This is a genomic window from Lysinibacillus sp. NPDC094177 (genome assembly GCF_050279145.1).
Classification (GTDB): Bacteria; Bacillota; Bacilli; order Bacillales_A; family Planococcaceae; genus Lysinibacillus.
On sequence record NZ_JBNNTW010000004.1, the window covers coordinates 60,905 to 74,381 of the forward strand.

A 13,477-nucleotide genomic window follows, 5' to 3' on the forward strand; every position below is an offset into this window, starting at 1 on the left:
TTGCGCTACATGGATGGCTAACGGGTGCTTTCCTTGAAGAACATTGAGCTGTTTTAGACAGCTCTTTTTTCTTATTGTGCTAACGTGGCAGGTTACTTCAAGAAGGAAAATTATTTATTAAAGCGAAATTACTATAAAATAATGCTACCTAATGGTGGCTTTTCATTTTAGAATTTTTTAGAAAAAATTTACGGAAAATTGAACCATTTCCTATTCTTTGGGGAATAAGTAGGTAGATAAAGGAGGTTTTGACGTGACAAAACATGAAGAACTTATCAAAGCTCAGTCAGGGGAACATCATGCATTCAATTCACTATTGAAACCCTATATCCCTTCAGCATATCAGGTGGCGTTTATGCTTCTAAGGGATAGAGCTGCGGCAGATGATGCGGTACAAGAAGCCCTAATTCGTACATATAAATCCATACATCGGTTTAATCCTGAAATTGCATCGTTTAAAACCTGGTTTCATCAAATTCTGCTGCATGTAATATGGAAAATGGCAAAGCGAAAACGATTCTTTTCTCCGTGGAAGGATATTTTGGACAAGTCCAAGGATGGACAGCCAGAGCATATTTATCTTGAGGAGGAAAACCAAAAGGAGTTATATCAATGTATTAAAAAACTTTCAATGAAACATCAGACCGTTATCATTTTATACTACATGCAGGATTTATCTATCTCGGAAATCGCTTCGACCCTCACAGTTAGTGAGGGAACAATTAAATCGCGACTTCATCACGCTAGAGGTGAGCTTAAGAAACAATTGCTGTCATCATCACATGGAGATATGTTTCATAAGGAGGGATGGACATGGAACAAGAATTAAAAAACACATTGAAAAACGTTCAACGACAAATTCAGTTTCCAGAAGAAATCAATATTGAAAGCATCGTTAGAAAGAAAAAACGTTTTAGGTTGAATCAGGCGATTTTATTCGTAGTTCTAATGGTTCTTTTCTTATTGTTAGTTCCAAATGTTACACCAAGTTGGGCTGGGCTTAAGCTCTTTGGGATAAGCAAACAACCTTCTCACCCTTATTCAGAATACCTAGTTCACGACGGTCATTACTATATCCCGACGACAGATGAGAGAGTATACAAAGAGCAATTGGCTTCGAAACTAGGCACAATCTCCCGTATTGGAAATTGGACGTTTTTACGAGAAGGCGATACTACACAATATCCTCCGAACTCCAACTATTATGCCATGAAGAAACAATCACCAGATGAATATATTGCAGTTGAAATACTGGGAGGTACAGCACGGAAAAAGACTATCGAGTATTATCAGGTTCTAAAACGAGCGAACCTAGTGGAAAAACCAGATGTGAAATCTATTTTCGGCGGAAAGAATGACCCATTGGAAGTGCAGGCTGCATATGAAAACATCCGTAAGGTGGTTCCTTTTTTGAGAATATTTCAGTCTTCTGAATTAAAGATGACTACTAGCGCTTTACGCAATGACGGCTCTCGCTATCATGTGAAACTTGAATACCAACCTACATCCGAAAGTAGCATGGGGCAGACAGTCACCATACCAGGTGATAACCATATCACGGACAAATTTATCTGGATGCAGGAATATCCAGAAGAGTATCAAGGCGGTCCTGACTACAATGGTGATTTTCAGTATGACCGCCAACATAAAAAAGGAACTTTTATTTCCAATGGTGTTAAATGGACTCAATACAGCCGTAAGTATAACCAGAATGACCCTTATTTTTCTACAAAGGTAAACGGGATTATTTACGAAGTGACTAGCCAAGGTTGTTCAGTAGATGAAATGAAACAGTTATTACAAACATTTACAAAAGCATCTAATAAGTAATAGGCATGAATCATAAAAACATATACAAAGAAAGGTTCGTCGAAAGACGACCTTTTTTATGTCTTTGAGTATCATATCTTTTTAAGTTGTGAAACTTTATATCTAGTCCTGCAAAGGCTACTAACTTTTTCGGATGATTAAACCGATCAATTTCTCCGATTTCTGAAATAATCATTGCAGCGATTTTTTCACCAATACCGGGAATAGATTGGAGTAATTTATATTCTTCAAGCTGTGCCGCTAACTCATGAAACAATTGTAAATTATTTGTATCTTACAGCTAAAGTGACAGATGTTTGGTGAAACAATGATTATATAGTTACTAAACAAATAGTATCTTTTTTACGGAAAAAAAGATTGAGTTGAACGTCTGCTTTTGAAATAATTGGTACTAATCAATATGTTATTAATGGAATAAGATTCATTAGAAAAAGAATTTTAAAATATAGGAGGGTCGCCAATGGATAAAAATGAATTAATCTCACTATTCCATAAAGAACTTCGACAAGAGGCTCAAGTAAAAGGCTACATAAGAGAGGAAACAGAGCATGTCGTGCGTCACATTTCACAGTTTGGTGAAAAAGGGTTCATTGTCTCATCTAATGTAAACGAAGGCGATGTAAGAGAAATTATTAAGAACGAGTTAAACTATTTTAGTAACCTTGAGCAGGATTTTGAGTGGAAGGTGTATAACTACGACAAGCCTGATAGTTTGAAAGATAGTCTTGAACAAGAAGGATTCACAATAGATGATCCTGAAGCACTAATGGTCATGAAGTTAGATGAACAGCACCCCTTGCTTAATAATGACCAACACTTCAATTTAAAGGAAATAACGGATGAACAAGGCATTCAAGACATTATTGTTCTAGAAGATGCCATCTGGAATGTACCACATGCTGAGCTGGGAGAAAGACTTTGGAGAGATAAACAGAATAATCCTGAATCCCTATACCTTTATGGAATTTATGAAGATGGTCAGCTTGTAAGTGCAGCTTGGATGTACTTGGAGAAAAACTCCTCCTTTGCCAGCTTATGGGGAGGTTCAACACTACCGTTGTTCCGAGGAAAAGGTTATTATACAGCACTTTTAGCTACTCGTGCAAAAAAAGCATATGAAAATGGGCATCCTTTCCTTACTGTTGACGCCAGTTCAATGAGTAGGCCTATCCTAGAAAAGTGTGGTTTTCTATGTCTTGCATACTCTTATGGCTGCCAGTCACCTTCTACCAAGTAGTAGAGCCTCTTATTAAAAAACTAGGTAATAGAAGCTCATGTGTTATTCCGTTAAAGGGTGCGATTGTGGAATAAGCGTTTCTTTTCTTATTCAACTAACGGAGTGCTTTAGTTGAATTTTGATTCACGAAATATTAAATCAAGTTGTAAAAAAAAGGTACTTCAATTGCAGTACCTTTTAATATGCTAATTAATTGTCTTTTTTACCTGCGATTTTGCTTTTTGTACTTCAAAACAGAACCCGTTACACGCATAACCAATTTTTTTATAGAGATTTGGCAAGAAACATTGAAAATCCACTCTTTAATCCGATTTTAGTTTTGCTGAATCCAGGTGCAAATCGAGAGGATTCTTATTCACACTCCGGGCAAGAATTTCTTTACGTTCTAGAAGGGACGCTGACCATCATTATTGACGAAGAGGAACATAATTTGAATCCTTATGATTGTATTTTCTTAGAATCAACCACCTCTTATAACTGGATAAATAAAACAGATTCAATTGTTAAGTTCCTTTGCATTTCTAGTATTCCAGTATAATGTTAAAGCGGATTCGTTATTGAAGGAAAAAATACTGTTCGAAGTTGAATAAAGTTAATGGGCAAACTTCTTGAAAAAACAAAATAGTGGACGACTCTGATCACTACTGCTATAACGTGGAATTTCACGTCAGTATGTGATTAAATCTCAAAACAAAAATGAGGCAAAGACAAAAGTGTTTCAGCCAACAAAAATACCGAACTATCCAATGAAACGCTCATGTGGTGTTTCGGAATAGTTCGGTTTTTCTATTAATCGTGTTTTGTTAATTAATTTAGAGATTATTCGGCTTTATGAAGGAACCAATTAGTTTTGTCCCAGCCTCATTTTAAACTTTTACGCTCTTCTTGCTGGGAATAAGTATCCTATAAATGCCCCAATTAACGCTGGTAATATCCAGCCTAAGCCTATATCGTAAAAAGGTAAAAAGTTCGAATAAGCTTTTTCAATCGCATCAAAAATACCTAATTTCGTCGCTGGAATGCTGGCCACTAATGCTTTATAGCCATCAATCAAACTAATAAAAATTGTAAAAATCATAGCAATCGCGTATACCGTTTGCTTATTTTTGAATAGTGATGAGCTTAATGCAAGTATTATTAAGACAATCGCTATCGGATATAAGAACATTAGCACTGGAATAGCAAACTTAATAATATTCGTTAATCCGAAGTTCGCTATCGTAAACGACACAATACACAATAAAAATACAAACCATTTATAGCTAATTTTCGGGAATATCTCGTGGAAAAATTCGCTACAAGATGTAATTAAGCCAATACTTGTCTTTAAACAAGCAAGGACAATAATAACTGCCAATAAAATAGCCCCAAATGATCCAAAATAGTGATCTGCGACTGCGGCAAATATTAAACCACCATTATCAAAAGTACCAACAGCATCAATACTCGATGCCCCCATATACGTTATTAAACCGTATATTAATGTCATTAATGCCATGGCAAAAATACCAGATTTCCACGTTGCTTTAGCAATTTCCTTTCTATCCGATATTCCTGCACTTTTAATCGCGTTAATAACGACAATTCCAAAAGCTAATGAGGCTAACGCATCCATTGTGTTATAGCCTTCTTTAAAGCCTGTCATAAATGCTGAATCAATATAATCTCCCATTGGCTGCTGGAAATGCCCCATCGGTTTTATAATACTAGTAATAATTAAAATAAATAACACAATCAAAAAAGCTGGTGTTAAATATTTTCCGATATAATCCATAATTTTTGCTGGATTCAATGAGAAATAATAAACAATGGCAAAAAATACAAAGCTAAATAAAGCAAGTAAAAGTGTTGTATGCTCAACTTGTATATATGGTTCAAAGCCAACAACAAAAGGAACTGTCGCTGTACGAGGAATCGCAAAAAAAGGACCGATCGTTAAATAGAGGGCTAATGAAAAGATGACACCGAATAACGGGTGAACACGGCTCGCTAAGTCTCGCAAACCGTTACTACCTGATAAACCAATAGCTAAAATACCTAGAAACGGTAAACCGATAGCTGTTACTAAAAATCCAATTAGGCCAAACCAAAAGTTGGTCCCTGCTAATTGTCCAAGCTGAATTGGAAAAATAAGATTCCCCGCTCCAAAATACAGTCCAAAAAGCATCGTGCCAATGACTGCATATGTTGAAAAAGGTATTTTCTGTTGCATTTTGATGTACTCCTTAGATGTATTTAACTATTGCAAATAATTTAAATAGAGATTTCACATTACAATTCCACTATAGTATCAAGCATTTATTTTAAAAACAATAGTTTTTTCTTTTAAAATCGTTAATTGTACAGTTCCTAGCGTTAAATAGACAAAACTAAAAGAGCTGTCTGTTGACAGCCCCTTAGTTTGCTACAGACCACTCTATATGATCTAAAAACTTATATACGTCCTCATACACTTTTTCGCGCTCTTTGTCTAATGTAATAATATGACCAGAATTTTCATACCAAATAATCTCTTTATCATTTGTTTCCACAGTGTCTAAAATGAATGGTGCACTTTCTTGATAAAGCTCATCATCTAATGAACCTTGTAATACTAATGTAGGTGCTTTAATTGTAGATAATTCATCGCGTGTTTCTGTTGTTAAACGTGTAACACCGTCTAATGAATCCTTTGGTGTAATACGTAACTCATGTAATTCTGAAATAATTTGATCTTTTGATTTATTTTCAAAATGTTTATATAAACGAGCGTAATGATATAAACGTGTAAATAAGCCTTTTGAGTTATCGCGTGTGATTGGTGCACACATAGCAACACATGCTTTCACAGGAAACTTCTCTGCTACTTTTAACGAAAATACGCCGCCAAGTGAAATTCCTACTACCGCGATTTCTTCATAACCATTACTTTTTAGGAAGTTATAACCTTCCACAACATCATTCCACCAGTCTTCCGGTTTAGTTTCAAGTAATGCTTCTGGTTCTACACCATGCCCACTATAAATCGGTGCATGAACTGTATAACCACGTTTTGATAAAAATTCTCCCAGTTTTTTCACATCTTTTGTGCTACCTGTGAATCCATGCAGTAATAGTACGGCCTTTTTGCCTCCCTCAATTGTTAGAGGTTGTGGCTTTGATAAATTCATTTTATAATATCCCCTTCACGGAAATTTGTAATTGTGTATTTTATGTGTCTATCTTAACACCCTTTATTCATAATGTACAATTTATAGTTTTTATCATATTAATGTATTTCATGCATTAATGATGTGAGGTTAATGCATGTTATATAACGCTTTCCGTAACTTTAATTTTGCATTCCTCTTTTTAAGTTCTAAGTTTTTTTAAATATTTTTTTCCCGCTTTAACGGGCAGTAATTTATCTGTACAGAAAGAGAAACGACAGGGATAAGAATCCTACCTCAAATTTCAGTAAAAACTAAAAGTAAGGCATGAGATTAACTGCCCGTAAAAGCCCGATTGGGGAAGACTAATAATCAGTGGTGGATAAAGAACCCACTACTGATTAAGTTTCACTTTATCCCGCTTTAACGGGCAGTAATTTATCTGTACAGAAAGAGAAACGACAGGGATAAGAATCCTACCTCAAATTTCAGCAAAAACTAAAAGTAAGGCATGAGATTAACTGCCCGTAAAAGCCCAATTGGGGAAGACTAATAATCAGTGGTGGATAAAGAACCCACCGCTGATTAAAGTTTCATCTTTATGTGCTATGTGCCTATACTTCCTACTCTTTTACCGTTATAATGCAGTTAACTCAAAAATAACGGGAATAGAGGTGAAAAAATGGAGTGGCAACAATTAGAATATTTTGTCACAGTAGCAAAGCTTGAGCATATGACTCGTGCCGCTGAAACATTAGCGATTTCTCAGCCAGCATTAAGTCGTTCTATTTCAAAGCTTGAAGAGGAATTAGGAGTTCCCTTGTTTGACCGACAAGGACGCTCGATTATGCTCAACCGGTATGGAGAGCTTTTTTTGTATCGCGTCCAACGCATGCGTAAGGAATATGAAAAGGCAGTTTTAGAATTACAGGAGTTGAATAACCCAGAGCTAGGAGATGTGTCACTCGGTTTTTTACATACTCTAGGGACTAGCATCGTACCTGACTTGATCCGCTCATTCCGTCAGAACCATCCACATATACGCTTTCACTTTACACAAAATTACTCTCATTCCCAGTTGAAGCAATTACTCGCGGGAGAGTTAGATCTTTGCTTACTTGCAGCGATAGATACGGAGCCACCTGTTTGCTGGAAGGAGCTTTGGCGTGATGAGCTTTATATTATGGTGCCAATCGATCATCCCCTCGCTAGCCGTAAGAGCATCAAGATGAAGGAACTTGAACATGAGAATTTTGTTCTAATGAAAAAGGGTTACGCATTGCGCCGTACAGCTGATAAATTATTAAATGCTGCAGGTATCAAACCGAAAATTACATTTGAAGGTGATGAGGTATCAACAGTTGCTGGTTTTGTAGGTGCTGGGCTTGGCGTATCGTTGCTACCTTTTGACGAAGACTTGAATCCAAATAAATTAGCTAAAATTCGTGTGGAGGATATGGTTTGTGAACGAATAATAGGTATGGCTTGGATTGAAAATCGATATCTTCCACCATCAGCACGACAATTTCAGCAATTTGTATTCGATTTTTACGAAAAAAAATAATTCATTAGAATGGACTAAAATAAAAGAGCGAGTAACAATTCACCACTTTCATAATTGTTACTCGCTCTTTATATATGTTCAAATATTTTTTGAAAAAGTCAGTGTTACAGACGTGCCCTCACCTATTTTACTTTTAATAGATAATTTGCCGTGATAATTGTCCATCAATTTTTGGGCAATGGATAACCCAATCCCGTATCCCCCCTTTTTTCGATTACGTGATTTTTCCACTCGATAAAAACGATTTGTAACAAAAGGTATCTCTTCTTCAGGTATACCGATTCCAAAATCTTGTACAGTTAATTCATTGTGATAATAATAGATGTTTACTTTTTTTTCATCATTGGAATATTTAATAGCGTTATCGATTAATATTGTAAGTACTTGTTCAAGATGCCCTTCTGTTATTGTCAATGTTTCACCTTTAGTTATTTGAAATGAAAAAGAGAAATCTGGATGTGTAATTTTAAAATCATTGATAACTTTTTCAATAATATTTTCAGGATTATCTAATAAAAGAGAGACATTTTTTATTTTTTCGGAATCAAGTCTAGATAATTCTAATAAATCCTTTACCAATTTTTCCATTCGATTCACTTCTTTTAAAGATGAATTCAATGATTTATTTAACACTTCCGGATCGTCTTTTCCCCAACGATTTAACATCATCAAGTTTCCATTCAACACCGAAATCGGCGTTCTTAATTCATGTGAAGCATCTTCCACAAACTGTTTTTGTTGATTAAATGAAGTTTCTAATTGATCCATCAGTTCATTAAAGTGATTGGCTAATTCGGCAATTTCATCTTGCGTAGGCTGTACTTGCACTCTTTCTTCTAAACCAACCTTTTTGATTTTTGTAAGTGTTCGGGAAATATCCTGTATTGGTCTAACGATTTGTTTAGAAATGAATAGCGCACCTACAAAACTTATGAATAATGCACCAACTCCTGACAAAAACATAACAAAGCCAAATTGCCCTAATAAATTTTCGAAATTCTCCATATTACGAACAATTTCAACTACAAAATTAGTATCATTTAAAGGCTCTCGATACACTAACAATCGGTCGTCATCCACTTTGATTAATTCAAATCGTCCGTTTGGGACTACGTTAGAAGGTACATTCAATAACTCACCTTCACTAACCGCGATAACATTTTTCCCTTCTTTATCCAATATACGAATAGTCTCTGATTTTTCATTAATTGAATGAATGAACGATTCATTTGCCTTAATAAACTGGCTCGATAGCTTTTTGTCAGCATATAGATTTTGTATTGTAATCATCTTCTGTGCAATCGACTGTTCTTCATAATGAATCATCCAACTGTTTACCACAAAATATTGCAATATATTATAGGAAACGAATAAACTAATCATCAGAATCGTTGTCCATAAAATAATTTTTGTTTTTAGCTTTAACGATTTCATCATTTCATTACATACCCAACACCACGAACAGAATGAATATAATGCTCTTCATCATTTTGAAGTTTATTGCGCAAATATCTAACATAGACATCTACAACATTCGTTTCCACTTCCGTTTCATATCCCCAAATTTTTTCCAATATTACTTCCCGAGAAAGTACATGATTTATATTTTGTAAAAACATTAATAGAAGTTCATATTCTCTTTTCGTCAAAGCTATTTCTTCATTCTCTTTCGTAACCGTTCGAGACATCATATCAACAAGTATTTCTTTAAATTTTAAGTGTTTGATAACATTCTTTTCATAGCGTTCATTTCGACGAAAAATCACACGCATTCTCGCTAACAGTTCTTCAATTGAAAAAGGTTTAGATATATAATCGTCAGCTCCCACATCCAATCCCATCACACGATCCATAATGCTATCTCTCGCAGTAAGCATAATTATGGGCGTTTCTTTCACAAGTCGTATTCTTCTACAAATTTCTGTACCGTTTAAATGAGGTAGCATTAAATCTAAGAGAATCAAGTCGAAATGTTGATTCAGTGCTATATCTAGCCCTTCACGACCATCATGGATAACCGTCACATCGAAGCCTTCGTGCGTAAGCTCTAACTCTAAAAATTCCGTAATTCTTTCCTCATCTTCTATAATTAATACTTTCTTCAATGAGAACCCTCCTAAGATTATTACTATTATCATGTTACCGAACTATAGAAAAACTAACAATTTTCTTGCAGTTCTATGTACTTTATCACCATAATGTAGGTTGACTTCTATTCCGACTGAGGGAATCCGATGAACCGCTTCGGGGTCTCATTTGTGACGCCGTTCCCCAACAAGTCGCAAACGTTTACAAATGTCATCCCAAACTTTTGATGATAAGCCTCATTTCAGTTGATTTATGATTTGGGTCATTTTCCAAAAAGACTACCTGCTTGTATGATAATACATCGAAGCTCATATTTTTTTCATCCTATAATCTCCATTTAAAAGAAATTTTTTGCAACTACCTATAAAAGTGAGAACAGAAAAAGTTTTAAGAGTACCAAAAATTATTAATGAGTATTTGTTATTTTTGATTTTCTTTTATTCAATATCAAAAACCACCTTCTCCGTATAAAAGGTGGTTACTTAAAAAAGCTATTTTATAATCATTTCCCTATATATTTAATATGGTAAGAATACATATCTGTTGTATCGCCATCAATCTCAAAAAGTCCCTTCTTTGCAAGGATCATCAGGCGATTCTCCACAAACTCTTCACTTAAATAGTCATCAATTGTCCCAATTGTTTCACCGATGATACGCATCGGTAAAAGCCATTCCTCATTTAGTTCGGAATGTGCTCTTTCCGCACATTCCATAATGATAGGATCCAATGCATCTTCCGCTACATGCACAATCCCATTCTTCCAAACTCGTAATGTACTAGGGTTTTGTTTCAGCTCTTCCCATTCCTTTGCAAGTTGCTGACACTCATCAATAGAAAAGCGCTTTGCCTCAGAACGGAGCTTCATTAGTAAGTCTGACGAAAGCTCACCTGTTTGACGAATCGTCATATTTGGCTGTACACGTTTCAAGCCATCTGTGGCATCAATCCCATATACCATACTACATTTATTGATCAATTCGCTCATGACATAACGTAACCCAATCTCTTCATGAGTACTTTGGCTGTACCAAACCCAGACATCAACATCGCAAGGTAAACCTGCAATTTTTTTCTTCCATTCTTTATGAAGATCCTCGTTCAATTCACGCTCTTCACTGTCCCTAAAGATATTAGCTTTTAACCAGCTTTTGCGTTCTTCTGAGCTACTTAGCGGACCAATCGAGAAAATCTCGTTGACACTAAGCACCGACTCATCTCGTTGTAAATGATGTTGTCGTATCGCATGTTTGATTGAACCTTGTGTAGATAAACTAAACGTTATATGTAAAATTGCCATGAAAATCCCCCTTTTACTGTTTACTCAGCGCTATTTGTATTCCAATAAGATCAACCTATATACATGACAATACTTTTTAACAAAATGTCATCCTCTGCTTTCTGTAATGAACAATTACTTTTAGAAAAGAACCATTATAATATGGTTTTATTTCAATTATACTACATGACGATATATTCTACTAAATTTCACAAGCAAAATTATTCGATTAATTATGCTCGTTTAAGCGACACTTTTCTCCTTTAATACCTTATAATGAATATTATTAAAATGAAAAAGTCGCATTGTTTTAAGAAAGAGGTGTTTGTCGATGGCAGTAAGTGACATTGTTAAGCAATATGAAGACGAGCAAGGAAATGTCTATTATAAAATGAAAACACATAATATCGGGGTACAGGCTACGCAAACTTCAGGGTTAGCGCCAGTTATTACTTATTGGATAGGTGAAAAAGAGATTACTGACGATATTCGAAGTTTGCGCTTTAGTCCTCGCCCTCCCTCAAGTTATATTCAAGATTACGATGAATTTCAAACCATGCTTTATACAAAAGAACAACGTGCCATCAACGAACTATATGAACAAATGAGTATTAAACCGAAAAATATGTCTTCAGGAAAACAAATATTATGGAGTTTTTTCGTGATTGTTATAGCGATGCTCCCACTATTAATCGCAATCTGGTGGTTCAAGTAATCGAAGTTGTGTTCCCCTTCACACTTTACCCTCGATTGTTCTATATACCTACTGATTTATTCAAAACTTCTATTAACATTCCTAATCAGCTTGACAGACATGCTAAAGTAGTGCATTCTTTATTCAATTACTTTTTAGAAATGAAACATCTACCGAAAGTAAATGATGTGAATCCATCAAAAAAAGATATTGAATTATACAATAAAAGCGAGCGAAGACTAGTATCTAGAAACTACTTGAACAGAAAGCGATGCCCATCGGCTGAAAGGCATTGTACAAGAAAGACTAAAGAACCTACTTCGTAAAACGTCCTAGCTAAACTAGGCGCAGTCTCAAGCGTTATGAGCAAAGTGGAATGTCAATGACGTTCAATGTAGGTGGTACCACGGAAAGCAAGCCTTTTCGTCCTAATTTTTTAGGATGAAAAGGTTTTTTTATTTTTACTTCTTTCAACAATTATTTTTGTAGCGAAATCTAGCCGTTACTAAAGATTAAATAATAATGCAAGTGAAATAGCGAATTGGAGGTATTGTTATGGAAAGAAAAAGAATCGTCGTCAAAATCGGGAGTAGCTCCTTAACAAATGCAAAAGGTGAAATTGATAAAATACGTTTAATGGATCATGTTCAAGCGATAGCAGAATTAAAAAAATACGGTCATGAAGTATTGCTTGTTTCATCAGGTGCAGTTGCAGCAGGGTTTAAACAGCTAGGCTACCCTTCTCGTCCTATCACAGTGAAAGGGAAACAGGCTGCGGCAGCAGTTGGACAAAGTTTACTTATTCAAACTTATAATGCTTTATTTAGCATTTATGATATTGTGCCTGCTCAAATTTTACTGACACGCACTGATTTTTCAAAAAAAGAGCGCTATAAAAATGCCTATGCTACATTTGAGGAATTATTAGAGCGCTCCATGCTACCAATCATTAACGAAAACGATACGGTATCTGTCAGTGAATTAACCTTTGGAGATAACGACATGTTATCGTCACTTGTAAGTGGTCTCGTTCATGCCGATCAGCTCATTATCTTAACAGATATCAATGGCTTGTATAACGCCAATCCAAATAAAAACCCAGATGCCAAACGTATTGATCATTTAACAGAAGTTTCTGATGAAATGCTTGGCTTCGCAGATGGTGCAGGTTCAAAGGTCGGTACAGGTGGTATGGAATCCAAATTACTGGCAGCTAGAGCAGCTTTAAATGCAGGCGTCAAGGTGTTTATCGGAACTGGTCACGGTGCTAATAAGCTTGTCGACATAGTCGAAGGACGTGGTGATGGTACGTATGTTGAACATGATGCGCTTGCTGTTTTAACAAATAATAAACAGTGGATTGCACTTACGGAAGTATCTGGTAAAATTTTTATAGATAGCGGTGCTGAACATGCATTATTGGCAAATGGGAAAAGCTTGTTACCTGCTGGAGTATTTCGTGTCGAAGGTGACTTCGCAAATGGTGACGTTGTCGAAGTATTTAGTAACAAGGGACTCCTTGGCCGTGGTGAGGTCTTATATTCTTCCCTAGAGTTAGCACATGCGATGGGAAAACGTACAGATGAGTTAGCGAATTATCCAATTGAGGTCATTCACCGAGATAAATGGCTTAAAATTCAAGCAAATTAAGGAGGAA

General features: G+C 35.6%; 12 protein-coding genes and 1 pseudogene. 7 read left to right on the forward strand and 6 right to left on the reverse strand.

Annotation, left to right across the window (positions count from 1 at the left end; genetic code table 11):
- The first annotated feature begins 253 nt into the window (after window positions 1-253).
- Together ACQKNC_RS08365 and ACQKNC_RS08370 are read left to right on the forward strand one after the other, a co-directional pair.
- The gene (locus ACQKNC_RS08365) at window positions 254-829 is read left to right on the forward strand and encodes an RNA polymerase sigma factor (protein ID WP_427424401.1); all 576 of its coding nucleotides are present in this window, start codon (window positions 254-256) and stop codon (window positions 827-829) included.
- Window positions 814-1,830: a hypothetical protein gene (locus ACQKNC_RS08370; protein ID WP_427424402.1), complete on the forward strand. Its 1,017-nt coding sequence runs from the start codon at window positions 814-816 to the stop codon at window positions 1,828-1,830. The genes ACQKNC_RS08365 and ACQKNC_RS08370 overlap by 16 nt, the downstream gene beginning before the upstream one ends.
- A 96-nt stretch (window positions 1,831-1,926) precedes the next feature.
- Here the strand turns inward: ACQKNC_RS08370 and ACQKNC_RS08375 are convergent.
- A pseudogene (locus ACQKNC_RS08375) lies at window positions 1,927-2,074 on the reverse strand (transposase); the annotation flags it as partial.
- A gap of 216 nt (window positions 2,075-2,290) precedes the next feature.
- On the opposite strand from ACQKNC_RS08375, the gene ACQKNC_RS08380 reads away from it, so the two are divergent.
- Complete coding sequence (locus ACQKNC_RS08380) at window positions 2,291-3,067, forward strand: GNAT family N-acetyltransferase (protein ID WP_427424403.1); 777 nt, start codon at window positions 2,291-2,293, stop codon at window positions 3,065-3,067.
- A 319-nt stretch (window positions 3,068-3,386) separates the two neighbouring features.
- Window positions 3,387-3,605, forward strand: a complete 219-nt coding sequence (locus ACQKNC_RS08385; protein WP_427424668.1) for a cupin domain-containing protein — start codon at window positions 3,387-3,389, stop codon at window positions 3,603-3,605.
- Between the two features lie 336 nt (window positions 3,606-3,941).
- On the opposite strand, the gene brnQ is transcribed toward ACQKNC_RS08385, so the two are convergent.
- Window positions 3,942-5,279 (reverse strand): branched-chain amino acid transport system II carrier protein, encoded by a 1,338-nt coding sequence (gene brnQ / locus ACQKNC_RS08390; protein WP_427424404.1) that lies wholly within the window; start codon window positions 5,277-5,279, stop codon window positions 3,942-3,944.
- 184 nt (window positions 5,280-5,463) lie between these two features.
- On the reverse strand, window positions 5,464-6,216 hold the full coding sequence (locus tag ACQKNC_RS08395) for an alpha/beta hydrolase (protein ID WP_427424405.1): 753 nt from the start codon (window positions 6,214-6,216) through the stop codon (window positions 5,464-5,466).
- A 661-nt stretch (window positions 6,217-6,877) separates the two neighbouring features.
- Here ACQKNC_RS08395 and ACQKNC_RS08400 point away from each other — a divergent pair.
- Window positions 6,878-7,759 carry a LysR family transcriptional regulator gene (locus tag ACQKNC_RS08400; protein WP_427424406.1) on the forward strand — a complete coding sequence of 294 codons (882 nt, stop codon included), beginning with the start codon at window positions 6,878-6,880 and terminating at the stop codon, window positions 7,757-7,759.
- Window positions 7,760-7,837: 78 nt separating this feature from the next.
- On the opposite strand, the gene ACQKNC_RS08405 is transcribed toward ACQKNC_RS08400, so the two are convergent.
- The 3 genes from ACQKNC_RS08405 to ACQKNC_RS08415 form a co-directional block, all read right to left on the reverse strand.
- Window positions 7,838-9,196: a sensor histidine kinase gene (locus tag ACQKNC_RS08405; RefSeq protein WP_427424407.1), complete on the reverse strand. Its 1,359-nt coding sequence runs from the start codon at window positions 9,194-9,196 to the stop codon at window positions 7,838-7,840.
- Window positions 9,193-9,864, reverse strand: a complete 672-nt coding sequence (locus ACQKNC_RS08410; RefSeq protein WP_427424408.1) for a response regulator transcription factor — start codon at window positions 9,862-9,864, stop codon at window positions 9,193-9,195. The genes ACQKNC_RS08405 and ACQKNC_RS08410 overlap by 4 nt, the downstream gene beginning before the upstream one ends.
- Window positions 9,865-10,349: 485 nt before the next feature.
- A complete protein-coding gene (locus ACQKNC_RS08415) occupies window positions 10,350-11,147 on the reverse strand; it encodes a DUF3658 domain-containing protein (RefSeq protein WP_427424409.1) in 798 nt (265 codons plus the stop codon).
- 310 nt (window positions 11,148-11,457) lie between these two features.
- Here ACQKNC_RS08415 and ACQKNC_RS08420 point away from each other — a divergent pair, with 310 nt between their 5' ends.
- Both ACQKNC_RS08420 and proB read left to right on the forward strand, forming a co-directional pair.
- Window positions 11,458-11,841, forward strand: coding sequence for a sodium:proton antiporter (locus ACQKNC_RS08420; RefSeq protein ID WP_427424410.1), 384 nt, complete (start codon window positions 11,458-11,460; stop codon window positions 11,839-11,841).
- A 534-nt stretch (window positions 11,842-12,375) separates the two neighbouring features.
- Window positions 12,376-13,470, forward strand: a complete 1,095-nt coding sequence (proB, locus tag ACQKNC_RS08425; RefSeq protein WP_427424411.1) for a glutamate 5-kinase — start codon at window positions 12,376-12,378, stop codon at window positions 13,468-13,470.
- The last annotated feature ends 7 nt before the right edge of the window (window positions 13,471-13,477 follow it).